This window comes from Streptomyces sp. NPDC047017 (assembly GCF_040644175.1).
GTDB lineage: Bacteria > Actinomycetota > Actinomycetes > Streptomycetales > Streptomycetaceae > Streptomyces.
Genome location: NZ_JBEYVW010000009.1, coordinates 75,051 through 97,706 on the forward strand (window position 1 = coordinate 75,051; position 22,656 = coordinate 97,706).

Annotated in this window: 17 protein-coding genes and 2 pseudogenes; 10 read left to right on the top strand and 9 right to left on the bottom strand. The window is 74.4% G+C overall.

Translation table 11 applies throughout. The features are described 5' to 3' along the window. Nucleotides 1-71: 71 nt before the first annotated feature. The gene (locus ABZ858_RS17115) at nt 72-2,150 is read right to left on the bottom strand and encodes a DUF2264 domain-containing protein (protein WP_361378241.1); all 2,079 of its coding nucleotides are present in this window, start codon (nt 2,148-2,150) and stop codon (nt 72-74) included. A 331-nt stretch (nt 2,151-2,481) separates the two neighbouring features. Between ABZ858_RS17115 and ABZ858_RS17120 the strand changes: the two genes are divergently transcribed. The 4 genes from ABZ858_RS17120 (at nt 2,482) to ABZ858_RS17135 (ending at nt 6,792) form a co-directional block, all read left to right on the top strand. Beyond that, nucleotides 2,482-3,819 carry a sugar ABC transporter substrate-binding protein gene (locus ABZ858_RS17120; RefSeq protein WP_361378244.1) on the top strand — a complete coding sequence of 446 codons (1,338 nt, stop codon included), beginning with the start codon at nt 2,482-2,484 and terminating at the stop codon, nt 3,817-3,819. Continuing rightward, complete coding sequence (locus ABZ858_RS17125; RefSeq protein ID WP_361378247.1) at nt 3,816-4,814, top strand: sugar ABC transporter permease; 999 nt, start codon at nt 3,816-3,818, stop codon at nt 4,812-4,814. Before ABZ858_RS17120 ends, ABZ858_RS17125 begins: the two co-directional genes overlap by 4 nt. Continuing rightward, the gene (locus ABZ858_RS17130; protein WP_361378250.1) at nt 4,811-5,692 is read left to right on the top strand and encodes a carbohydrate ABC transporter permease; all 882 of its coding nucleotides are present in this window, start codon (nt 4,811-4,813) and stop codon (nt 5,690-5,692) included. The genes ABZ858_RS17125 and ABZ858_RS17130 overlap by 4 nt, the downstream gene beginning before the upstream one ends. A gap of 116 nt (nt 5,693-5,808) precedes the next feature. Next, entirely contained in the window at nt 5,809-6,792 is a 984-nt protein-coding gene (locus ABZ858_RS17135) for a hydroxyacid dehydrogenase (RefSeq protein WP_361378828.1), read from the top strand. Between the two features lie 167 nt (nt 6,793-6,959). On the opposite strand, the gene ABZ858_RS17140 is transcribed toward ABZ858_RS17135, so the two are convergent. Both ABZ858_RS17140 and ABZ858_RS17145 read right to left on the bottom strand, forming a co-directional pair. Next, a complete protein-coding gene (locus ABZ858_RS17140; RefSeq protein ID WP_361378253.1) occupies nt 6,960-9,395 on the bottom strand; it encodes a polysaccharide lyase 8 family protein in 2,436 nt (811 codons plus the stop codon). Then, on the bottom strand, nt 9,392-9,577 hold the full coding sequence (locus ABZ858_RS17145) for a hypothetical protein (protein WP_361378256.1): 186 nt from the start codon (nt 9,575-9,577) through the stop codon (nt 9,392-9,394). The genes ABZ858_RS17140 and ABZ858_RS17145 overlap by 4 nt, the downstream gene beginning before the upstream one ends. Before the next feature lie 444 nt (nt 9,578-10,021). Here ABZ858_RS17145 and ABZ858_RS17150 point away from each other — a divergent pair, with 444 nt between their 5' ends. Continuing rightward, the gene (locus tag ABZ858_RS17150) at nt 10,022-12,226 is read left to right on the top strand and encodes a glycosyltransferase family 39 protein (protein ID WP_361378259.1); all 2,205 of its coding nucleotides are present in this window, start codon (nt 10,022-10,024) and stop codon (nt 12,224-12,226) included. A gap of 18 nt (nt 12,227-12,244) precedes the next feature. On the opposite strand, the gene ABZ858_RS17155 is transcribed toward ABZ858_RS17150, so the two are convergent. Genes ABZ858_RS17155 through ABZ858_RS17170 form a run of 4 tightly spaced genes read right to left on the bottom strand, consistent with a single transcriptional unit; the run spans nt 12,245 to nt 16,008 of the window. Continuing rightward, nucleotides 12,245-12,913 (bottom strand): response regulator transcription factor, encoded by a 669-nt coding sequence (locus ABZ858_RS17155; RefSeq protein WP_361378262.1) that lies wholly within the window; start codon nt 12,911-12,913, stop codon nt 12,245-12,247. Beyond that, the gene (locus ABZ858_RS17160; RefSeq protein WP_361378265.1) at nt 12,910-14,217 is read right to left on the bottom strand and encodes a sensor histidine kinase; all 1,308 of its coding nucleotides are present in this window, start codon (nt 14,215-14,217) and stop codon (nt 12,910-12,912) included. Before ABZ858_RS17160 ends, ABZ858_RS17155 begins: the two co-directional genes overlap by 4 nt. Before the next feature lie 19 nt (nt 14,218-14,236). Then, on the bottom strand, nt 14,237-15,076 hold the full coding sequence (locus tag ABZ858_RS17165) for an ABC transporter permease (protein ID WP_361378268.1): 840 nt from the start codon (nt 15,074-15,076) through the stop codon (nt 14,237-14,239). After that, on the bottom strand, nt 15,073-16,008 hold the full coding sequence (locus ABZ858_RS17170; RefSeq protein WP_361378271.1) for an ATP-binding cassette domain-containing protein: 936 nt from the start codon (nt 16,006-16,008) through the stop codon (nt 15,073-15,075). The genes ABZ858_RS17165 and ABZ858_RS17170 overlap by 4 nt, the downstream gene beginning before the upstream one ends. 245 nt (nt 16,009-16,253) lie before the next feature. On the opposite strand from ABZ858_RS17170, the gene ABZ858_RS17175 reads away from it, so the two are divergent. The 4 genes and pseudogenes from ABZ858_RS17175 to ABZ858_RS17190 all read left to right on the top strand — a co-directional run bounded on the left by ABZ858_RS17175 (nt 16,254) and on the right by ABZ858_RS17190 (nt 19,997). Then, complete coding sequence (locus ABZ858_RS17175) at nt 16,254-18,596, top strand: GH92 family glycosyl hydrolase (RefSeq protein WP_361378274.1); 2,343 nt, start codon at nt 16,254-16,256, stop codon at nt 18,594-18,596. A gap of 33 nt (nt 18,597-18,629) precedes the next feature. Then, nucleotides 18,630-18,900, top strand: a pseudogene (locus ABZ858_RS17180) (DinB family protein); the annotation flags it as partial. A gap of 55 nt (nt 18,901-18,955) precedes the next feature. After that, nucleotides 18,956-19,393 (top strand): hypothetical protein, encoded by a 438-nt coding sequence (locus ABZ858_RS17185; RefSeq protein WP_361378277.1) that lies wholly within the window; start codon nt 18,956-18,958, stop codon nt 19,391-19,393. Nucleotides 19,394-19,412: 19 nt separating this feature from the next. Then, nucleotides 19,413-19,997, top strand: coding sequence for a TerD family protein (locus ABZ858_RS17190; RefSeq protein WP_361378280.1), 585 nt, complete (start codon nt 19,413-19,415; stop codon nt 19,995-19,997). 63 nt (nt 19,998-20,060) lie between these two features. Here the strand turns inward: ABZ858_RS17190 and snpA are convergent, their stop codons facing one another. After that, nucleotides 20,061-20,759 carry a snapalysin gene (gene snpA, locus ABZ858_RS17195; protein ID WP_361378283.1) on the bottom strand — a complete coding sequence of 233 codons (699 nt, stop codon included), beginning with the start codon at nt 20,757-20,759 and terminating at the stop codon, nt 20,061-20,063. Between the two features lie 182 nt (nt 20,760-20,941). Here snpA and ABZ858_RS17200 point away from each other — a divergent pair. Further along, nucleotides 20,942-21,865 (top strand): annotated as a pseudogene (locus ABZ858_RS17200) (LysR family transcriptional regulator); the annotation flags it as partial. Between the two features lie 396 nt (nt 21,866-22,261). Here the strand turns inward: ABZ858_RS17200 and ABZ858_RS17205 are convergent. Beyond that, nucleotides 22,262-22,627, bottom strand: a complete 366-nt coding sequence (locus tag ABZ858_RS17205; protein ID WP_361378286.1) for a DUF1330 domain-containing protein — start codon at nt 22,625-22,627, stop codon at nt 22,262-22,264. Between the last annotated feature and the right edge of the window lie 29 nt (nt 22,628-22,656).

Sequence of the window (22,656 nt, forward strand, 5' to 3'; positions counted from 1 at the left end):
AGGGACCGCGGCGCTCACCGGTCGACCGATCCCCGATCCCCGGTCATCGGTCATCGGTCATCGGTCATCGGTCATCGGTCATCGGTCAGGTCATCGGTCATCGTTGATCGGTCGCCGCGGTCCACGGTCACCTCGTCCGCGCGGACCAGCGCCTCGCACCGGCGGCCGTCGGGCCAGGTGACGAGCAGCCGGTGCGCGGCGGTCCCGGCCACCACCCGCACGCGCGGCGCGGGCCCGGCCTCCGCCGCGCTCAGCCGCAGCGCCGAGACGAACAGGCACGCGTCCCCGGTGACCGTGCCGGCCAGCACCGGAACCGCCGCCGCCGGCCCGAACGCGGTACCCGCCGGCACAGGCTCGGCCGCGGCGGTGCGCAGACCGTGCAGGGCGGCCGCCTCGGACACCAGCGCGGGCCCGGACACCAAAGCCGCCCCGGACGCCGAATCCGGCCCGGACACAAAAGCCGCCCCGGACCCCGGCACGGACCCGGACCCCGGCGAGGGCCGGGCCGCCCGCACCCGGGCCCGGCCGCCACCCGCGTCCGTCTCCACCGTCTCCCCGGCCACCGCCCACCCCGTGTGCCGCACTTCGGTCCCGGCCGCGGCGCCGGTGACCAGATGCGCGTGGATCTCGTCGGCGCCCGCGGCCAGCACCAGCGAGGTGACGCGCACGCCGGGCAGTTCGGCGCCGCCGGCCCGGGGCCGGTGGGTGGAGGCCGCCCAGCCGGGCCCGGTGCCGAGCGGCAGGATCCGGCCGCGCTCGCTCGCCCCCTGCCCGGTCAGCAGGGCGAAGTGGTTGTCGGCGACACCGACGCGGTCTCCGGCGGTGCCCGCGCAGGCCGGGCCGGTGACGGTGGAGTACGCCAGGCGCGCGTACAGCGGGTCGTCGGGCAGGACCTCGTCGGCCGGCTGGTCGTCGCTGCCGTGGTTGTGCACGCGTACGACACCGTCGGCGGCCGTCGACTGGACCAGCCAGCCCGGCCCGCTCAGCGGGACGACGGCGTCGGCGCGCTCGGCCGGCCCGGGCTCCTCAGCCTCGGTCCACACCGGGTGCCCAGGGGGCAGCAGCAGGCCGAGGAAGCCCTTGCTCGCCCAGTACGGCGAGGCCGGGCCCGAGTAGGACTGCACCAGCGGCGGGCAGGGGCCGTACCAGCCGAGTGTGAGCAGTCCCTCCTCGTTCAGGGCGCCGCGGTCCAGGAAGTGGCGCAGCGCGCCGGAGGCCAGCCGCCGGGTGGTGCCCGGGGACAGCGGGGTGTGCCCGGTCAGGGCGCCGGACCAGAGCGCGGCGGCGGAGGCGAACCGGTAGCTGAGCGAGCGGCCCTGGTGCAGCGGGGCGCCGTCGCCGCCGAAGGTGTGCGCGTACCCCTCCAGATGGGCGGCGAGCCGGGCGCCGTAGCGGTCGAGCAGGTCCTTGTCGCCGGACAGGTGGGCGTGCAGGACGGGGTAGAGGTGGAAGGCCCAGCCGTTGTAGTGGTCGAAGGCGCGCGGCCGGCCGTCGGTGTACCAGCCGTCGCCCCGGTACCACCGCTCGATCCGGGTCAGGCCGCGGGTGACGGCCGCCTCGGCGGCCTCGGTGTGGTGGCCCGTCGCGGCGAGGAAGCCGCCTACGGTGACCTGGAAGAGCCACCAGTTGTTGTCCACGGGGGTGTGGCGCAGCGCTCCGGCGAGCCAGTCGGCGGCCCGGGCGCGGACCGGGCCGGGCAGCCGGTCCCACAGCCAGGGCCGGGTCAGGCGCAGGGCGAGCGCGACGGAGGCGGCCTCGACCATGGCCTGTCCCCGGTCGGTGACGCGGGGCCAGGCGGCCGGGTCACGGCCGGTCAGCTCCCGTTCGGCGGTGGGGGAACGCGTCCCGGCGGCCAGTCCTTCGGCGTACCGGCCGAGCAGGTCCAGCGGGTCCCGGCCGCCGGCACCGGTGACGCGGAGGGCGGCGAGCAGGAAGGTGCGGGCGTAGCCCTCCAGCGCGTCCGAGCGCGGTCCGGAGCGGCTCGGGCGCGGGCCGGGCAGGGCGATCAGCGCGTGGCCGGGTCCGGCGTGCCGCAGCGCCGCGGTGAGCAGTCCGTCCGCGGCGGCCTCCCAGTGGGCGCGGGTCCAGCCCGTGTACGGGCTGAGCGAACGGTCCTCGGACGGGAGGGACATGTACGGCATGGCAGGCATGGCGGGCTCCTGGCTCGGGGTTCCGAATCTAGGAGTGGCCCGATCGATCGTCAATGCGATCGATCGAATGATCTGAAGCTTGGGCGCCGATGCCGCGAAATCCCCAGAATGACCGCATCGAAGCCACCCAACCCCGCGATCAGGTTCGATCGTTCGATCGAAAGGTATTGACTTCGATCTGAACTCTTCCCAAGATGTGCCTACTCGGGCCCGACGACCTCGGAGCCCGGCGGCCCCGGGCTCGCCGCCTCCGACGCACGCGCCGGGCACCCGCCACCCAGCTCACCCCACCCATCCCGCCCCACCCGTCCCGTCTCCCAGGAGCCGAGCCATGTCCGCTGCCCCCGCCCGCAGTCGCAGAGCCCTCCGCGCCGCCGCCGCGTTCACCGCCGCCGCGCTGTCCGCCACCCTCCTCGCCGCCTGCGGCAGCGACGACTCCCCGTCGGCCGGTTCGGGCAAGGCCGTCGACATCACCTTCTGGGGCTGGGCGAAGGGCACCCAGCAGGTGGTGGACGCCTTCAACGCCGCGCACAAGGACGTCCACGTCACCTACGAGGAGATCCCCTCCGGCTCGGCGGGCGGCTACGCCAAGCTCTCCAACGCGGTCAAGGCGCACAACGCGCCCGACGTCTTCAACGTCGAGTACCCGCAGCTGCCGGACTTCGTCAGCCAGGGTGCCGTGAAGGACATCAGCGAGTACGTCGGCGCGGACCTGAAGGCCAAGTACCTGCCGCAGGCGGTGCGGTTGACCACCCTGGGCGGCGCCAGCTACGCGCTGCCGCTGGACGCCGCGCCGCAGTCCTTCTACTACCGCAAGGATCTGTTCGACAAGGCGGGCATCGCGGTGCCCAGGACCTGGGACGAGTTCCGCACGGCCGCCGAGAAGCTGAAGAAGGCCGACCCGGCGAGCCGGATCGCCACCTTCTTCCCCGACGACCCGACCACCTTCGAGGCGATGGCCTGGCAGGCCGGCGCCCAGTGGTTCGGCACCTCCGGCGACACCTGGCAGGTGGGCCTGGAGGGTGCCGAGACCAAGAAGGTCGCCGACTACTGGCAGAAGATGATCGACGACGATCTGGTCCGGGTCGAGCCGTCCTTCAGCCAGCAGTGGACGGCCTCCCTCCAGAAGGGCCGGACCGCCGGGTATCTCGGGGCGTCCTGGGGCGGCGGCGTGCTCAAGGGCACCCTGCCCAAGGACCAGTCCGGCAAGTGGGCCGTCGCCCCGCTGCCCTCCTGGGACGGCACCGCCGCCAGCGGCATGCTCGGCGGCACCACCTTCGCCGTCTCCAAGGACAGCGAGAAGGCGAAGGCCGCCGTCGAGTTCGCCACCTGGGCGACCACCACCGCCCAGGGCATCCAGGCCCGGATCTCCTCCGGCGACTCCTCCGCCTACCCGGCCGACCCCGCGCTGGTCCCGGTCGCCGCCAAGGCGTTCAAGGCCGGCTTCTACGGCGGCACGGACGTGTACGCGGTCTACCAGGGCGCCGCCGAGTCCATCGGCCAGAAGTGGACCTGGGGCCCGGCGATGGGCGTCACCAACAACTCCCTCAAGGACGCCTTCGGCAAGCTCGCCAACCACTCCGGCACCATCGGCCAGGCGCTGGCGGGCGCGCAGAAGGACACCGTCGGCGAGCTGAAGAACCGCGGCCTGAAGGTCTCCACCCGATGACACCGACCACTCCCGGGACCGCCCCCAGGACCGCCCCCACGGCCACCCGCGCGGTCCCCGCCGCGCCGCCGCGAACCGCCGCCGCCCGCGGGCGGCGGCGGTTCGCGGCGCCCACCGTGCTGCTCGCGCCGTTCTTCGTACTCTTCACCGGCGCCACGCTGGTGCCGATCGGCTACGCCGTCTACCTGAGCCTGTACACCGAGCACCGCTCGGGGCTCGGCTTCGGTGGCGGCGAGACCGTGTTCACCGGCCTCGGCAACTACACCCGGGCGCTCGGCGACGCCGCCTTCCGCGGCGGTTTCGCCGGCCTCGCCGAGTACTGCCTGCTGTACATCCCGCTGATGATGGGCCTCGCCCTGGTGCTGGCCCTGCTGCTGGACTCCGCCCTGGTCAGGGCCCGCCGGTTCTTCCAGCTCGCGCTGTTCCTGCCGCACGCGGTGCCCGGCACCATCGCCGCCCTGATCTGGGTGTACCTCTACACCCCCGGCATCAGCCCGGTGATCGGCGCGCTGAACTCCCTGGGCACCCAGGCCGATCTGCTGGGCCATCCGCTGCCGGCCGTCGTCAACATGGCGGTGTGGGAGTGGACCGGCTACAACATGGTGATCTTCTTCGCCGCGTTGCAGGCCATCCCGCGCGAGGTCCTGGAGGCCGCGGTCGTCGACGGCGCCGGGCCGGTGCGCACCGCGCTCAGCGTCAAGGTCCCGCTGATCCGCTCCTCGCTCACGGTCGTCGGCCTGTTCACCGTCATCGGCTCGCTCCAGCTGTTCACCGAGCCGATGATCCTGCACGGCACCACACCCAGCGTCGTCTCCACGTGGTCCCCCAACATGTACGCCTACACCGCGGCCTTCGAACGGCACGACTACGGCCTGGCCGCCGCCTCCTCGGTGCTGCTCGCGCTGGCCGCCGCCGCGCTCTCCTTCGTCGTCACCCGGGTCACCCGCGGCCGGGGCGAGCGCCGCTCCCCGCACGGAACGGAGGCCGCCGCATGACCACCACCACCGCACGGCCGGGCGCCACCCGCGGCGAGCACCGCCCCTGGTCGCTGTCCAGGACCGCCGTCAACGGCGCCCTGGTGCTGGCCACCGCCTACACCCTGCTGCCGCTGGGCTGGCTGCTCACCGCCGCCGCCAAGAACACCGGTGACCTGCTCGGCGGGCGCACCCTGTCCCCCGCCACCTGGCACCTCGGCGCCAACCTGCACGCCCTGTTCACCACCGGCGACGGCATCTACGTCCGCTGGTACGTCAACTCCCTGCTGTACGCCGGGATCGGCGCGGTGCTGTGCGCGCTGGTGTGCGTCTGCGCCGGGTACGCCTTCCATGTGTACCGCTTCCCCGGCAAGGAGCAGCTCTTCGGTCTTGTCCTGCTCGGGGTGCTGGTGCCCACCACCGCGCTCGCCCTGCCGATGTACCTGCTGGCGTCGAAGCTGGGCGTCGTCAACACCTTCTGGGCCGTGTTCGTGCCCAGCCTGGTCAACCCCTTCGGGGTCTACCTGGCCCGGGTCTTCTGCGCCGGGTACGTGCCGGGAGAGGTGCTGGAGGCCGCCCGCATGGACGGCGCCGGCGAGCTGCGGACCTTCTGGTCGGTGGGCCTGCGGATGGTGATGCCGGGCTTCGTCACCGTGTTCCTGTTCCAGTTCACCGCCATCTGGAACAATTTCTTCCTCCCTCTGGTGATGCTGTCCGACAACCGGCTCTTCCCGCTCAGTCTCGGCCTGTACAGCTGGAACACCCAGACCCACGCCTTCCCCGAGTACTACCCGCTGGTCGTCACCGGCTCCCTGCTCGGCATCGTCCCGCTGGTCGTCGCCTTCATCGCGCTGCAGCGCCACTGGAAGGCCGGCCTCACCGCAGGAAGCGTCAAGTGACGTCCGCCCCTGCCGCACCCGCACCGGAGAACCGAGTGTCCAACCCCCCGACCGCACCCGCCGCGCAGCCCGCCCCCGGCCCCACCGGGCACCGGCGCCCGCGCACCCTCCTCGCCATGCACGCCGACCTCGCCGGCCGGCTGATCGACGACACCACCCGGGACCGGCTCACCGCCCTCGCCGACCTCGACCCGGCCCTGGTCGTCGACGACTTCACCGACCCGCGGGCCGCCGAGGCGCTGCGCGGGACCGAGGTCATCGTCTCCAGCTGGGGCTGCCCGCCGCTGGACGAGGACGTGCTCGCCCGGGCGCCCGCGCTGCGCGCCGTCATCCACGCCGCCGGGTCGGTCAAGCACCACATCACCGACGCCTGCTGGCGGCGCGGCATCCAGGTCACCTCCGCGGCCTGGGCCAACGCCCTGCCGGTAGCCGAGTACACGGTGGCCGCCGTCCTGCTCGCCAACAAGCGGCTGCTGCGGCTGCGCGAGGACTACCGGGCCCGGCGCGGCACCCCCCAGGACTGGCTGGCCGCCTACCCGGACATCGGCAACTACCGGCGCGCGGTCGGTGTCGTCGGCGCCTCCCGCATCGGCCGCCGGGTCCTGGAGCTGCTGCGCCCGCACGATCTCGACCTGCTCCTGTACGACCCCTACGTGGACGCCGCCGAGGCTGAGCGGCTCGGTGCCCGTGCCGTGGAGCTGGACGAGCTGTGCGCGGCGAGCGACGTGATCACCGTGCACGCCCCCGAACTGCCCGCCACCCGGCACCTGATCGACCGCCGCCGGCTGGCCCTGCTGCGTGACGGCGCGACCCTGGTGAACACCTCCCGGGGCTCCCTGATCGACCAGGACGCGCTGGTCGCCGAACTCGTCACCGGCCGTCTCGACGCGGTCCTTGACGTCACCGAACCCGAGGTGCTGCCCGCCGGCTCGCCGCTGTACGACCTGCCGAACGTGCTGCTCACCCCGCACGTCGCCGGTTCGCTCGGCGGCGAGCTGCACCGGATGGCCGCGGCCGCCGCCGACGAACTCGCCCGCTACACCGCCGGGCTGCCGTTCGCGCACCCGGTGCACCACGAGGAGACCACGCGCTCGGCGTGAGGTCGGGCGCGCAGCGCGGTGCCGCCCGGGAAGGCCACGGTCACCGCCTCGCCCGGCTGCCGGGGACGGACCTGTCCCCGGACAGCACCACCGGGGACACGTGCACGTGGCGGCCGTCCGGGCCGGGGCCCGTCCCGGCAGGCGGGCGGGTCCCGGGCCGGTGGGGGTCAGCGCAGTTCGGCGGTGTGGGTGTGGCCGTGGGAACCGCCGACGGCCACGGTGAGCGCGGGGCGGCGGCCCGTGGCCACGGTGACCGTGCCGTCCGCGGCGCGCACCCGGTACGCGGGCCAGGGCAGGGTGACGGTGAGGGTGGTGGCGGTGCGGCCGGGGTCGGCGACGGCCACCGAGACGCCCCCGCCCCGCCGCCGTACCAGGACCGTGCCGGGCCCGTCGCAGGTGATGCCGCCGGCGGTGCCCGCGCTCCAGAAGTGGACGGCGGTCAGGCCGAGCGAGGGCACGTGGACGGCCTGCGCCCGCGCGGTGTTGGCGAGGACCCGCACCGGCCGGGAGCGGGACCAGGCGGCGGTGTGCCGGGCGTCCAGGCCCGGCAGCAGGACGTAGGCGTAGTCCGCGGCGGCCGGGGAGACGCCGTGGTCGATCCACAGCGTCTCGTAGCGGCGGGTCAGCCGGGTGGCCGAACCGGCGGTGTCGGCGCCGGTGTTGATGTCCGACCAGGCCCCGGTGCGCTCCTCGCGCCGGGTGCGCAGCGCGACCCCCTCCGGGAAGACATAGCCGCCGACGCCCTCCAGGTGGGCCCAGCGGACGTGCCCGTAGGCCCTGTCGCGGCCCGGGGCGCTCGACCGGGCCGCGCCGTCGACGGTGAGCCGGGCCGTGCCCGCCGCGTGCAGGCTGCGGTTCTCGACGACCGTCTCGACGGTGCGGCCGTCGGAGGCGGTGATGTCCGCGCCGAGGGCGACGACCGCGTCGTCGAGGAAGAACCACGCCTTCCTGGCCCGCAGGGTGCTGCCGGCCGCGATCAGTTCCATGGCCGAGGCCCCGAACCGGTCCTCCAGCACGGCGCCGCCGGCCACCGCGTTGGCCGGCCGGTAGGTGCCGGTGCCGCCGCCGGTGCCGAGATCGGCGCGGGGACGGGTGTCCACCGTGGTGCCGGGCAGCCGGTACGCGTCGACCGTGGGCCAGAAGCCGTCGGAGAACTGGGTGCGGTCGCTGTCGTACAGGTACAGCATGCCGTCGCCGGTGTACCAGCCGCGCAGGTTCTCGCCGTTGCCCGCCTCCCAGGCGGCGATCCGCCGGGAGGACAGGCTGAGCGCGGCGGTCCAGCCGGGGCGGCGGTGCACGATCCGGTCCATGTCGGCGAGGACGGTGTGTCCGGTCGGGGCGGGGGCCGCGCGGACGGCGGGGTCGGCCAGCACGGCGGCGGCCCGCCGCAGCGCGGGCAGACCGGCGAGGCCGGTGTACGGGGTGTCGGTGTTGCGGCGGATCCAGCCCTTGGCGAGCGACCGCCAGCGGGCGGCGTGGGCGGCGGGTGCGCCGGTGGCCAGGAGCAGCACGTTGGTGGTGGTCCCGGCGCCGGTGTCGTAGTCCTTCTCCCGTTCGCGGGAGATCGCCCGGCCGCGCGCCGCGTCCATGGTGAGCCCGTCGAAGGTGACGGCGGCGAAGGCGCGTTCGACGGCGTCGTGGATCACCGAGATGCCGGGGTCGGTGATCTCCCAGTCGGAGCCGGTGAGCAGGGCGGCGAGGTAGGCGACGCGGCTGAGCAGGACGTTGCCGTAGGTGCCGGTGTAGGCGACGCAGTCGTGCTGGACGAAGGAGCCGTCGCGGTAGAAGCCGTCCCCGGAGGTGACGTAGGTGAACAGGCTGTACCGGCCGGCGTCGCGGGTGTCGGACAGTCCGTCCCGGGCGAGGGCGAGTTTGCCGGCGCTGCGGCCGACGATGCCGCGCAGTGCGACGATGGCCGCCTTGTCGGCCCGGTTGGCGCCGGTCTCGGCCAGTGAGGGGCTGTTGGTGCGCCGGTCCGGGTCGGGGCAGAAGCGGTCGACGGCGGCGCAGTAGGCGGCGATCCGCTCGGCGGGGATGCGGTCGTACAGCAGGACGCACAGGTCCATGAGGCCGCGCGGGGCGCCGATCTCCCAGAACCACCAGTTCCCGGTCTCGGGCCGGGACGGGTTGAAGGCGGTGTCGTCGAGGAAGGCGAGGGCGTCGGTGAGGGCGCCGGCCACGGTCTCGTCGCCGTGCAGCGCGGTGCCGGGGGTGGCCCAGGCGGTGGCGAGGGTGAGCAGCCGCCCGTAGGACTGGCTGAAGTTGCCCGGGTCCGTGACGGGGGCGAGGTCGGGCCAGAGCGCGGTGCGGCCGGTGGCGCGGTCCATGGCCGTCCACTGGGCCGCGGCGGCGGTGTCGAGCGCGGTCAGCGCGGCGGCGAAGACCGGGTCGGCGGGGTCGATGGCGCCGCCGGTGGTCAGTTCGGCGGCCCGGGCCCGCAGGGCGGCGAACGGGTCCGCCGGGTCGGTCGCGGTCGCGGCGGGCTCGGTGGCGACGGGCTCTGTGGCGGCGCGCGCGCCCGGCGTTCCCGTGGCGAGCGGGAGCAGGAGGCCGCCGGCACCGGCGGCGAGCAGGGTCCGGCGGCGGGGCTGGGCGAAGGTCATGGGTGTCCTACTCGGCGGTGTCGGTCGGTGAGGGTGCTGGGGTCGGTGGTGGGCGCGGGCAGGTGCGGCGCGGCCGGTCCGGCCTCACCCCGGTGCGGGCCGGGGCCGGCGCCCGGTGCCGCGGCGGTGCCGGCCCGGCCGAGCAGGACGCAACCGCGGCCGGGGCGTGCGGAGATGCGCATACGTTCTCCCTCGCACTCCCTCGAAGGCGGGCGACCGTGGGCGTGGTGCGCGGGGAGCCGCCGGACAGCATGTAAGCGGTTGCCGTCCGAGAGCAAGAGGCGGTGCGATGTTTCTGCGTCTTTCTACGGCCGGTCGGACGGCGTACGCGGGAAAGCGCTCACTGCCCGTAGAGGCCACGCCGGGGCGGGGCGTGGCGCGGCTTCGGCGCCAAAGGGCCGGCCGGACGGGACGCCTGACGGTCGCGGGAGCTGCCGGCCCTGCTCCGGCATGCCCGCCCTCGACCCCGAACCGGCCGCCTACTTCGCGCGCGGCCAGAAATGAAGGCGGGCCCGTACTGAATTCGACGAAGGCCGGTTAAAGAGTTGTTCTGAGGTTGATGAGAATTCACTTGAAGCGGCCTGCCCCGGCTCGGGCGGCCTGAGCCGTGGCGAAGACTGCTGCCCATGGCTACGACAGTCCTCGACCCGACCGCCCCCGCCGGCGCCGATCGGCGCGCGCCGTGGAGATCGCCGGCGGACCAGCCGGCGTACGCGCGTCCGGCGCTGCTGGTCATCACCGTGCTGGCCGCCGTGCTCTACACCTGGGGCATCGGCCACAGCGAATACCACACGTTCTACGCGAACGCCGCCCGCAGTATGACGGAGAGCTGGAAGGCATTCTTCTACGGCTCTTTCGATCCCGGTAATTCCATCACGCTCGACAAACTCCCCGGATTCCTCTGGCCGCAGGCGCTCTCCGCCCGCGTCCTCGGTTTCCATCCGTGGTCGCTGGTCCTTCCGCAGGTTCTCGAAGGGGTGGCGAGCCTGCTGGTCCTGTACCGGCTGGTGCGCCGCTGGGCGGGCGTGCACGCGGCGCTGATCGCGGCGGGCGCGTTCCTGGTGACGCCGGTGGTGGTGGGCCTGTTCCGCACCGCGGTCGAGGACCCGCTGTTCACGCTGTGCGTGCTGCTGGCCGCCGAGGCCGTGCAGCGGGCCGCGCGGGACGGCCGGGCGCGCCCGCTGGTGCTCGCCGGGGTGTGGGTCGGCCTCGGTTTCCAGGCCAAGATGCTGGAGGCGTGGGCGGTGCTTCCCGCGCTGGCCCTGGTGTATCTGGTGTCGGCGCCGCTCCCGCCGCGGCGGCGGCTGGCGCATCTGGCCGTGTCCGCCGTGGTGATGACCGCCGTGTCGGCGTCCTGGGTGCTGGCCGTGACGCTGACCCCGGCCCGGGACCGGCCCTATGTGGATGGGACCACCAACAACTCGGCGTTCAGCATGGTGGTCGGCTACAACTTCCTGAACCGTTTCTCCTCACTGGGTGTCAGCGCCGCCGCCACCGGCAGTGTGAGCGCGACCCAGGGCGGCGGCCGGACGGGCGGACACGGCACCGCGCGGCACACCGCGGAGGCCGCCGGCGGCGGGGCGCGGGAGCAGGCCGGGCGGACGACGGGCGGCGGCGGTGGCGGCGTACGGACCGGCGGCCAGGAGGGCTGGTCGAAGATGTTCGGCACCTCGCTGGCCTCGCAGACCGGCTGGCTCTACCCGATCGCGGCGGTCGCCGCAGGCTGCGGGCTGCTGTGGCGCCGGGGCAGGCCGCGCACCGACCCGGTCCGCGCCGGATATCTGTTGTGGGGCACCTGGCTGGCGACGTACTTCCTGGTGTTCAGCGCGGGCAGCGTCGGCGGCCACACCTACTACATGGGCGTGATCGCCGTGCCGCTCGCCGCGCTCACCGGCGGCGGCACCGTGCTGCTGTGGCGCGCCCACCGGGCGGGCGGCCGCCGGGCCTGGGCGCTGCCGGGCGCGGTGGCGGCGACGGCGGCGTGGAGCGCGTACCTCGCCGGGGAGTTCCCCTCGTTCCTGCCGTGGCTGGCACCCGCCGTGGGCCTGCTGGCCCTCGGCGCCGTCCTCCTCCTGGTGCTCGGCCGCACGGGCGGCGCCGCGCGGGGCGGCCGGCTCGCCGTCGCGGGGCTGGCGGCGTCCCTCGCGGCGGTGCTGCTCGCGCCGGCCGCGTGGGCGGTGCAGGTCTTCGACCCGGTGTACGGCAGTTCGGGGAGGGGCGCGGTCGGCCCCACCGGGGCGGGCGGCGGTCACGGTCGGGTGGCCTCGGCGGCCGGACGGCCGGGCCCGCCGGCCCAGGCGGGCACCGCGCGCGGGAAGGCGGCGGCCCAGGGCCCGGCGGGCGGCTTCGCCGGTCCCCGGGGCACCGACGGCCGGCTCACCGCCGCACAGCGCGGGCTGCTGCGCTACACCACCGCCCATCAGGGCTCGGCCGCCTACGTCTTCGCCACCACCGGCTGGAACGGCGCGTCCCCGTACATCCTCACCACGGGCGCCCGCATCCTGCCGCTCGGCGGCTTCAGCGGCCGGGTGCCGTTCCCCACCGAGGCGCGGTTCCGGCAGCTGGTCGACACGGGCCGGCTGCGGTACGTGGTGCTGGGCGGCGGGCGCGGCCCGAGCGCCCTGTTCGGCGGCTCGGGCGAGTCCGCCACCGAGCGGATCACCCACTGGGTCGAGGGTTCCTGCGTCAAGGTGCCGGCCTCGGCGTACGGCGGCACGGAACCCTCCGGCCGCACGCGGCCCTCCGGCGCCGCCTCGGCCGCCCCGCGCCCCGGGAAGGACCCCGGGGCGGCCGAGGCCCAGACGCTGTACCGCTGCGGCCCCGGCCGCTGAACACCGGCGGCCCGCCCCTCAGCACGCCTGGGGGCGGGCCAGCCCGAGGTCGTAGGCGAAGATCACCGCCTGGACGCGGTCGCGCGCGCCGGTCTTGGCGAGGACCCGGCCGACATGGGTCTTGACGGTGGACTCGGACAGGACGAAACGGGCGGCGATCTCGGCGTTGGTCCAGCCCTTGCCGATCGCGACGAGGATCTCGCGCTCGCGGTCGGTGAGGGCGCCCAGCCGGGGATCGGCGGCCGTCCGCTCCGGCCGCGGCGGGACGTACCGGGTGAACTCCTCCAGCAGGCGGCGGGTGAGCGCGGGGGCGATGACGGCGTCCCCGGCGGCCACCGCGCGGATCCCGGCGAGGAGTTCCTCGGGGCGGGCGTCCTTGACGAGGAAGCCGCTGGCCCCGGCGCGCAGCGCGGCGTGGACGTACTCGTCGAGGCCGAACGTGGTCAGCACCAGGACGCGCGAGCGTTCGCCCGCGGCGACGATGCGCCGGGTGGCCTCGATGCCGTCCATGCCGGGCATGCGAACGTCCATGAGGACGACGTCGGGACGCAGTCCGGCGGCCATCCGGACGGCCTCGGCACCGTGCCCGGCCTCGCCGACCACCTCGGTACCGGGCACGGAGTCGAGCAGCATGCGGAAGCCGAAGCGCTGGAGCGGCTGGTCGTCCACGACGAGCACGGTGGTCACCGGCCATCACCGCCCCGCGGCACGGGCGCGAGGTCGAGGGCCGCGTCCACGCTCCATCCGCCGCCGGGCGCCGGTCCCGCGCCGACGCTGCCGCCGTACAGCGCGGCCCGCTCCCGCATGCCCACCAGGCCGTGCCCTTCCCCGCTCGCCGGGCCGGGCCCACAGGCGCCCGCGGGCGGTCCGGTGTCGCGGACCCGGACACGCAGCCGGGTGTCCTCCACCGCGATCTCCAGGGTGACCCGGGTGCCGGGGCCCGCGTGCTTGAGGGTGTTGGTGAGGGCTTCCTGCACTATCCGGTACACCGTCAGCTGCACTCCGCCGTCCAGGGCGTCCATGTTCCCCGCGGTGCGGTAGACGACGTCGAGCCCGGCGGCGCGCACCCCGGCGCACAGCGCGTCGACGTCAGCGATGCCGGGCTGCGGGCTGAGTTCCGGCTCGCCCGGCGGGCCGTCGGCGGCGGCGCGCAGGACACCGAGCAGGCGGCGCAGTTCACCGAGGGCCTGCCGTCCGGTGTCGCCGATCAGCCGGAGGGCCTCCTGCCCGCGTTCGGGGGCGCTGCCGGTGGCGTACGCCCCGGCGTCCGCGAGGGTGATCATGACGGACAGGTTGTGGCCGACGATGTCGTGCATCTCGCGGGCCACCCGGGCGCGTTCACCGGCGGCCGCGAGCCTGCTGCGCTGGTCGCGTTCGATCTCCAGCCGGGCGGCGCGCTCGCGCAGTCCGGCGAGCTGGGCCCGGCGGATGCGGACCACCAGGCCGAGGGCGAGCGCCGCGGTGGCCGTGCCCAGCAGGAAGAACAGGGCGTCGCAGACGGACACCACCGGCGCCATGCGCAGCGCGACCAGTGCCATTCCGGCCGCCATGACGGCGCAGGCCCAGGGCAGCTGCCGCAGCCGTCCGTGCAGGGCGAGGCTGTACAGCGCAATGAACAGGGCGATGTCGCCGCGCAGCGCGGCGCCCAGGGACCACTGGAGCACGAACACGGCGGCGACGGTGGTGAAGGCGAGCGCGGGGCGGCGCCGGCGCCACAGCAGCGGCAGCACGAGACCGGCCCGCAGGACCAGCAGGCCGGCCGGCGGCAGCCGGCTGAAGACCAGGTGGAACCGGCGCGGGCCGGCACCGTCCGGGGCCGCGGCGTGCAGCAGGTCCGGCAGGCACACCAGCAGCAGGGCCGCCGCCACGACGGCGGTGTCCAGGACCCACGGGCGGGCCCGGTCGGCCAGGCGCAGCCGCCGGGCCGCCCGGACCAGCCGGGCGGCCGGCGGTCCCAGTCCGCCGATGTCGTCGGTGATCGCACAGGTCACCTGGCCATGGTGGCGTGGATCAGGCGTCCGCGCGCTTCAGCCGGTACGCCGCCCCGGCCAGCGCGAGGGCCGTCCAGCCCAGCAGGACCAGCCCTCCGGCCAGCGGGGACAAGGTGGTCGAGTCGTGCGTGAGGGCGTACATCGACGCGCCCGCGTCACCCGGCAGATAGGGGCCGATGGTGTCCTTCCAGGAGCTGGGCAGCAGCGTGGTCAGTCCCGGGATCAGCAGGAGGGCGGCGACGAGCACCGAGATGCCGCCGGCGATCGAGCGCAGCAGCGCGCCCACGGCGGTGCCGATCACCGCGACCAGGGCGAGGTAGAGCCCCGCGCCCAGCAGGCTGCGTACGGCGCCGTCGTGGGAGAGGTCCATGGCCGCGGGCGTCGTCGCGAGGACCCGGTGGCCGGCGAGGAAGGCGGCGAAGGCGCCGGCCGTGCCCACCACCAGGGCGACCAGACCGAACACCGCCGCCTTGGACCACAGCACGGGCAGGCGGCGCGGCACCGCCGCCAGCGTCGAGCGGATCGTGCCGGTCGAGTACTCCCCCGCGGTGGCCAGCACCCCGAGCACGCCCAGGGCGAGCTGGGCGAAGTTCGTCCCGAAGAGGGACAGGCTGACGGCCGACTGCCGGGCGAAGCCGGGATCGATGCGGCCGGAGTTCATCCCCGACCGGTAGCGGACCGAGGCGATCAGCCCGAACACCACCAGGAACAGCAGGGCCAGGCCCAGGGTGATCCAGGTCGAGCGCAGCGACCACAGCTTGGCCCACTCCGAGCGCAGCACGCGGCGTCCGGTGACCCGGTACTCGGGTCCCGCGGAAGCGGCCCGCCGGGCGGCGGCGGTCGCGGTGAGGGTGCTCATGCCGGCCTCCTGAGCGTGTCCGTGCCGGTGGCGCCGTGGTACTCCACGGCGTCCCTGGTCAGTTCCATGAAGGCCTCCTCCAAGGAGACCGCCCGGGTGCTCAGTTCGAACAGGGCGATGCCGTGCTCGGCCGCCTTCAGCCCGATCTCCCGTGCGCTCACCCCGGTGACCTGAAGTTCCTCGGAGCCGACCCGGCCGGTGACGACGACGTCCGGGCCCGCCAGCACGTCCCGCAGCCGGGCCGGGTCCTGCGCCGCCACCTTCACCGTGTCGCCGCCGGTCTCCCGGATCAGCTCCCGCACGGTGGTGTCGGCGAGCAGCCGTCCGCGTCCCACCACGATCAGGTGATCGGCGACCAGCGCCATCTCGCTCATCAGGTGCGAGGAGACGAACACCGTCCGCCCCTGGGCCGCGAGCGAGGTCAGCAGGTCCCGGATCCAGCGCACGCCCTCGGGGTCGAGGCCGTTGACCGGTTCGTCCAGCATGACGGTCTGCGGGTCGCCGAGCAGCGCCGCCGCGATGCCGAGCCGCTGGCCCATGCCCAGGGAGAAGCCGCCCACCCGCTTCCCGGCCACCTCGCCGAGGCCGGCCAGTTCGACGACCTCGTCGACCCGGCGGCGCGGGATGCCGTGGGTGAGCGCCAGGGCTCTGAGGTGCTGGTACGCCGTGCGGCCCGGGTGCACGGACTTCGCCTCCAGGAGCGCGCCGACCTCCTGGAGGGGCGCCCGGTGCCGGGCGTAGCGGCGGCCGTTGACCGTGACGGACCCGTGGGTCGGGGCGTCCAGGCCGACGATCATCCGCATGGTGGTGGACTTCCCGGCGCCGTTGGGTCCCAGGAACCCGGTCACGGTGCCCGGCCGCACCACGAAGTCCAGCCGGTCCACGGCCGTCTTCTCCCCGTACCTCTTGCTCAGCTGCTGTGCCTCGATCACCGGCGCTCCTTCCCTCGGTCGCCGCGCACCCGGTGTCACGCGCCTCACCGGCAACGCTAGGTCCGCACCGGGCCGCGGCGCTGGTACCAGGGGGCCGAACGGCGGCCCGGGGGTGGTACCGCGGTACTACGCGGCCGGTGCGCCGACCCGGCGGCACTCTTGACGAGTACACGCAATGCGTCGAAGAATGAGCGCTCGCTGACAACGTTGTCCGATTGTTCTTCTCCACGAGGAGCTGACGCCCCATGAGACGGTTCCGGCGCACACGGCGCACGCGCGGGGCGGGAGGGGTCCTCGCGGCCGTCGTCGCCCTCCTCGGCGCCGCGCTGGCCGCGCCCCCGGCCCAGGCGGCCGCCGCCCGGCCCGGCGCGGACCCCACCACCTACGTCAACCCGTTCATCGGCACCGAGAACGAAGGCAACACCTATCCCGGCGCGGCCGTCCCCTTCGGCATGGTGCAGTTCTCCCCGGACACCGGCCACAACACCGGCTACGACCACTCCCAGAACCACATCCGCGGCTTCTCCCTGGTGCATCTCTCCGGCGTCGGCTGCGGTCTGGGCGGTGACCTGCCGGTGCTGCCGGCCACCGGCGACATCACCCGGACGGACAACGCCCAGTACCAGGCCGAGTTCAGCCACGACACCGAGCAGGCGAGCCCCGGCTACTACAAGGTGGACCTGAAGAACGGCATCAGGGCCGAACTGACGGCGTCCGCCCGCACCGGCGTACAGCGCTACACGTTCCCCGCCACCGACAAGGCCGACGTCCTCCTCGACGCGGGCCAGTCGCTGCACAGCATGGTGTCCAGCCGCGTCGAGGTGCTCGACAACCGGACCGTGCGCACCGCGATCACCGGCCGCGGCTTCTGCCAGGACACGAAGCCGTACACCGTCTACACCATCACCCGCTTCGACCGGCCCTTCACCGCCTACGGCACCTGGGACGGGTCCGCGGTCACCGCCGGATCGAGGACCGGCCGGGACGGCGCCTACGTCCGCTTCGACACCAGCCGCGACCGCACGGTGGAGGCGACCACCGCGCTGTCCTACGTCGACGCCCGCGGCGCGGCCGTCAACCTCCGTGCGGAGGGCGGGCGTTCCTTCGACCGGGTCCGTGCGGCGGCCCATCGGGCCTGGCGGGACCGGCTCGACGACGTACGGGTCCAGGGCGGCGCCGACACCCTGCGCCGCACCTTCTACTCGTCGCTGTACCGGTCCTTCCTCGCGCCCAACATCGGCAGCGACGCGGACGGCCGCTACACCGGCTGGGACCAGAAGACCCACCGGGCGCGGGACTTCACGTACTACCAGAACTGGTCGCTGTGGGACACCTACCGCACCCAGTCGCAGTTGCTGTCCCTGCTCGCGCCGCGCGAGGCGCGGGACATGGCGATATCGGTCGTCAGGATCGACGAGGAGAGCGGCTGGCTGCCCAAGTGGGGCTACGGCACGGTCGAGACGAACATCATGACCGGCGACCCGGTCACCCCGTTCCTCACCAACGCCTTCCAGCAGGGCCTGCTCAAGGGGTACGAGGAGCGGGCGTACCGCGCCCTGAAGAAGAACGCCGACGGGGTGCCGCCCGCCGGCTCCCCGGCCGTGGGCCGGGAGGCGAACAAGGAGTACCTGGCCGGCGGCTTCGCGCCCTATGTGAAGGGCCGCCCGCACGCCAAGCCCGGTGACTCGGACTACGACCACGGCGCGTCCGCGACGCTGGAGTACGCCCTGTCGGACGCCATGCTCGCGCAGATGGCCCGCGCCCTGGGGCATGACGCGGACGCGGCCCGGTATGCCGCCCGGGCGCAGGACTACCGCCGGATCTTCGACCCCTCGACCGGCTTCTTCCGGGCCCGGGACGCCTCCGGCGCGTTCACCGGTCCGGCCGACCCCGCGCGGAGCGAGGGCTTCCACGAGGGCACCGCCTGGCAGTACCAGTGGCTCGTGCCGCAGGACCTGCCCGGCATGATCGGCCTGATCGGCGGCGAGCAGGCGGCCGATGCCCGGCTGGACTCCTTCTTCGCCTACGACCAGTTGGTGAAGGACCCGGCCAGGACCGCCCGCCAGGTGTGGGTGAACGGTCCCTACGACTACTACAACGCCGACAAGTACAACCCGCAGAACGAGCCCGACCTCATCGCCCCGTACACCTATCTCTCCACCGGGCAGCCGTGGAAGACCACCGACGTGGTGCACGCGGCGCTGACCCTGTTCACCGACACCCCGACCGGGATGACCGGCAACGACGACCTGGGCACCATGTCCGCCTGGAACGTGCTCTCCTCGATCGGTGTCTACCCGGTCCAGCCCGGCTACTCCACCTGGGGCCTGTCCACGCCCGTCTTCGACCGGGTCGACCTCACCCTGGACCGGCGCTACCACCCGCGCGGTGCGCTCACCATCACCGCGCCCGGCACCTCGGACGCCCGGCGCTACGTCCGGTCGGCCCGCGTGGACGGCTCGCCGTACGGCCGTACGTACCTCACGACGGACACCCTGCGGCACACCCGGTCCCTCGCCTTCACGGTCGGCACCGCGCCGTCCTCCTGGGGCACGGGCCCCGAGGACGCGCCGCCCGCCCTGCACTGACCCGGCGGTACCGTCGGCCCCGGGCGCGCCCGGGGCCGAGGCCCCCGGCCGTCCCGGCTGGACGGCGCCGGCGACCGGGGACGCGACGCGGCGCCCTACCCCCACCCCTGCCCGCCACCGTTCACCACCCCCGCGTGGCGGCTGAGCCACCCGGCCGAGCCGCACACCCTGCGCGCGGACCGCACCGCCGGCGCCCACACCCTGGGTCGGCCGGGAACTGCTGCGCCACGGCGCCGAGATCGCCCTGCTCCGTGATCTGTACCGTGCCGGGCACCGGCCGGTAGCGTCACCCTCCGCGGCTTGACGGAGTGCCGGCCGCGCGGCACGGCGCACCGCGCGGCGCGGAGGGGAGAGGACGGATGAGCAGCCCCGCCGACGAGCCCGCCGACGAGTCCGCCGGTGCGCGCCCGCCGCGTGACATCGCGGACCCCCGCCCGCGCGGCCCCCGCGACCTGGGCCGCTTCGACGCGGTCGGCGCCTTCTTCTCGCTGCTCGTGCCGGGGCGCGCGGAGATCCCGGACGCGTCGGCGGCCGTACGCCATCTCCTGCCGCCCGGAGGGCTGTTCGTGCTGTCGATGGTGGAGGCCGGCCTGGACGACGTGCCGATCCCCTTCCCGGGCCGCACGATCCGGTGTCCGGCTGTCCACGGGCCGTTCTGCGCGAGGTGGTCGAGGCGGCGGGCTTCGAAGGGCGTCGAGGAGTTCTCCCGCTCGTACGCCCCGGCGGGAACCGACGGACGCCCCGGGGAACGTCTCTTCCTGTGCTGCAGGCAGACTGTACCTGCGGCAGTCTCATGAACAGAGGATGATCGAACGCATGATTACGTTGACGAAGGAAGACGGTCCCGCCGACCTGGACGGCGTCACCCACCTGTCCATCGGGGTGTCCTGGGACCCCACCGCGGGTTCCAGCGGCGGCGTGCTGGGCGCGCTGCGCCGCAAGGCCGGCACCGACCTCGACCTCATCGCGATCGCGATGCAGGGCGGCGACCCGGTGCGGCTGGCCGGGCTCGACTCCCTCGACCCGATGGGCAACGGCTCGCTGACCCACAGCGGCGACAACCAGACCGGGCGCGGTGAGGGCGACGACGAGGTCATCACGGTCGAGTTCGCCCGGGTTCCGCAGAACATCACCTCGATCGTGTTCGTCGCCGCCGCCTTCAAGAAGAACAGCTCCTTCCAGAAGGCCCGCAACATCAGCTTCAAGGTGTACGACGCCACTGGCGGCTCCACCCAGCAGGTCGCGGACATCTGGCCCAGCCTGCTCACCCAGGACAACGGCTGCGCGGTCGCCAAGGCCGTGCGGGTCGGCGGCGCCTGGAAGCTCGAAGTGATCAATGTGACCGGGAAGATCAAGCAGGGCGACGAGCACGCCCTGATGCGCTTCGCCGTCAGCAAGTGACCGGAAGCGCCCCGGCGGGGACCGTGGCCGGCGTCACGGTCCCCGCGGGGCGCTCCGGCCCGGTCAGTGCGCCGCTTGCGCCTGCTTGAGGGCCTTGGCCAGGCCGTTCGCCCACAGCTGGTTGACGCGGGCGCGCTCGTTCGCGTTCGGGTAGCGGTTGGTACAGGACGGGCCGGGGCCGCCGCCCGACATCAACTCGCTGCACGGTCCGCTGTAGTGGTCCGGCAGGCCCAGTACGTGGCCGGTCTCGTGGGCGGCGACGCGGACCGAGTCGTACTGCCGGTTCTGCGCGTAGTCGAGGAAGACGTACCCGCTGCCGTGGCCGTCGGTGGAGGCGTAGGAGCCCTGCGGGTCGCTGCCCTCGTAGTAGGCGAAGTCGCCGTTGCCCGAGGTCGCCTGGAGCTTGACGTTGGACACCGAGCTGTTCCAGATGGACGCGGCGCTCGATATCTGCGAGCGGAAGCTCGGCGCCTGGGAGGCGTTGTAGTAGACGGTCACCGCCTTCAGGTTCGGGTGGGCGGCCTGCCTCTCGGCGACCGACCGCAGCACGGCGTCGAAGAACGCCTTGTTGTTCGCGGCGTTCTCGGCCGAGCCGGCGTACCGGGCGTAGCCGGCGGCGGTGCCGGACGGGGCGGCGGCGTCCTGGGCGCTGGCCGGCAGCGCGGTGCCGAGCGCGGCGGACGCCAGGCCGAGACCGAGCGCGAGGGCCACGAGTCTCCTGGAGGTCTTCGCGGACGCCGGCTTCGTGCGGAGCGGCTTCATGTGGGGGCTCCTACTCGTTCCATGTGGGGTGAACGATCGGTTGCGCACGAGTCTCGGGCAGGCGACGGGACGGCGGATGATGGCAACCGGGGATAGCGCGGAGCTATCGGCGGCCGACTCGTACGGTTCCGTTGGGGTTTGAACATCTGGTGCGGCACCACGGGCCGCCCTACGCTCCCCCCATGGAGCTGGAGGTGAGGCATCTGCGGGTGCTGTGCGCCATCGCCGACACCGGCAGTCTGCACCGGGCGGCCCGTGAACTCGGCCTGGCGCAGCCCTCGTTGAGCACCCAGCTGCGCCGGATCGAGCACGCGCTCGGCGGCCAGCTCTTCGTCCGCGCGCGCACCGGCTGCCGCCCCACACCGCTGGGCCGGGCCGTCCTCAGCCGGGCCCGGCCGCTGGTCGCCGAACTCTCGGCGCTGGTCGCCGACACCCGGGCGGCGGCCGCCCGCGCGAGCGGCGGGCCCCAGGTGCGCATCGGCGCCACCGCGAGCCGGGCCATACCGGGCTGGCTGCGCCGGCTGCGCGCCCGCGGCCCGCACGGCGGACCCACACTCCAGATGGACGTGTCCGCCAACTCCCTGCTGCGCATGGTCGCCTCGGGCCGGCTCGACATGGCCTTCGTGCACGAGGTGGAGGGCAGCCCGCTGCGCGTGCCGCCCGGGCTGTGCCTGCGGGTGCTGGTGGAGCGCGAACCGCAGTTCGTGTCCCTGGCGGTCGACCACCCGGCGGCGGCGCGGCCCGAGGTCCGGCTCGCCGATCTCGCCGGCGACCGCTGGATGGTCGACGCCACGGTGGACGGCGAGTGGGACGCGCTGTGCCGGGTGCTGCGCGGGGCGGGACTTGAGCCGGTCCTGCTGCACGGCGACTACCTCACCGCGTACTCCCTGGCCGCCACCGGCGAGGTGGTCACGGTCAGCCAGCCCACCGCCCACCCGCGCTCCGATCTCGCCATCCGGCCGCTGGAGGGCGACCCGATCGGCGTACGCCTGCTGCTCGCCGCCCGCACCGAGGACCAACTCGACCAGGCGTACGCCGAGTTGGAGGCGGCCTACTGGGAGGCTGCCGACCAGGCACCGGCATACCGGGAGTGGCTGCGCCGCGCGGGCGTTTCGGGAGCGGGGGTCGCTGTGGGGGGCCTGGACGCGGGGGACCGCGCGAACGCCCTGGACTCCGGGCCCTGTGCGGACGTCCTGGACGTGGAGGGCCGTCCGGACGCGGACGCCCTCGGCAGGAAGGGCCGTCCGGGCGCGGACGCCCTGGGCGCCGGAGCCGGCGGGGGTGTCCCGACAGCCCGTGCGGATCTCCCGGACGCAGGGACCGGAACCGTCACCACCGGCGTCCCGGACGCGGAGGGCCGGGCGGGCGGCCCCGCGCGGTGGGTGCGGCCGGTCGCCGTCGGCCCCTGAGCGCCGCCCCGCACGGCGAGGTCACGGCTGCACACGCCCGCCGCGCGGGCGGGCTGGCGGCCTGCGTGGGCCGCGCCGGGCGGGCCCGCCGGGTCAGTGACCCGGCGCCGCCTCCGGCCCGGCGGGCCCCTCGCGCATCGCGCGGGCGGTGGACGCCGAGTCGTAGTCCTCGGGCACGCCCGGGACGAAGACGATGTCGCTCTCGATGTGGCGCGAGCGCAGCGGTGCGATCTCCTGGTAGGCGGGCGAGTCCCACCAGGCGCGGGCCTCCGCCATCCCGGGGAACCCGATCACCACGACGTGCCCGGGCCAGCTGCCCTCCATCACCTCGTGCCGGCTGGCGTGCACGAGGAAGCGGCCGCCGTACGGCGCGAAGGTGCCGGGGATGCGCTCGATGTACTCGGCGATCTCCGGGTGCGGGTCGGCGTCACGCAGGTGGGCTATGGCGTACGCGGTCATCGGGTCCTCCGGTCGGTCGCTCGGTTCCT

Excerpts from the sequence above, each read along its gene's own strand:
- ABZ858_RS17115 (WP_361378241.1), bottom strand. The coding sequence starts at position 2,150 with ATGCCTGCCATGCCGTACATGTCCCTCCCGTCCGAGGACCGTTCGCTC.
- ABZ858_RS17120 (WP_361378244.1), top strand. The coding sequence starts at position 2,482 with ATGTCCGCTGCCCCCGCCCGCAGTCGCAGAGCCCTCCGCGCCGCCGCC.
- ABZ858_RS17125 (WP_361378247.1), top strand. The coding sequence starts at position 3,816 with ATGACACCGACCACTCCCGGGACCGCCCCCAGGACCGCCCCCACGGCC.
- ABZ858_RS17130 (WP_361378250.1), top strand. The coding sequence starts at position 4,811 with ATGACCACCACCACCGCACGGCCGGGCGCCACCCGCGGCGAGCACCGC.
- ABZ858_RS17135 (WP_361378828.1), top strand. The coding sequence starts at position 5,809 with ATGCACGCCGACCTCGCCGGCCGGCTGATCGACGACACCACCCGGGAC.
- ABZ858_RS17140 (WP_361378253.1), bottom strand. The coding sequence starts at position 9,395 with ATGACCTTCGCCCAGCCCCGCCGCCGGACCCTGCTCGCCGCCGGTGCC.
- ABZ858_RS17145 (WP_361378256.1), bottom strand. The coding sequence starts at position 9,577 with ATGCGCATCTCCGCACGCCCCGGCCGCGGTTGCGTCCTGCTCGGCCGG.
- ABZ858_RS17150 (WP_361378259.1), top strand. The coding sequence starts at position 10,022 with ATGGCTACGACAGTCCTCGACCCGACCGCCCCCGCCGGCGCCGATCGG.
- ABZ858_RS17165 (WP_361378268.1), bottom strand. The coding sequence starts at position 15,076 with ATGAGCACCCTCACCGCGACCGCCGCCGCCCGGCGGGCCGCTTCCGCG.
- ABZ858_RS17175 (WP_361378274.1), top strand. The coding sequence starts at position 16,254 with ATGAGACGGTTCCGGCGCACACGGCGCACGCGCGGGGCGGGAGGGGTC.
- ABZ858_RS17185 (WP_361378277.1), top strand. The coding sequence starts at position 18,956 with ATGAGCAGCCCCGCCGACGAGCCCGCCGACGAGTCCGCCGGTGCGCGC.
- ABZ858_RS17190 (WP_361378280.1), top strand. The coding sequence starts at position 19,413 with ATGATTACGTTGACGAAGGAAGACGGTCCCGCCGACCTGGACGGCGTC.
- snpA (WP_361378283.1), bottom strand. The coding sequence starts at position 20,759 with ATGAAGCCGCTCCGCACGAAGCCGGCGTCCGCGAAGACCTCCAGGAGA.
- ABZ858_RS17205 (WP_361378286.1), bottom strand. The coding sequence starts at position 22,627 with ATGACCGCGTACGCCATAGCCCACCTGCGTGACGCCGACCCGCACCCG.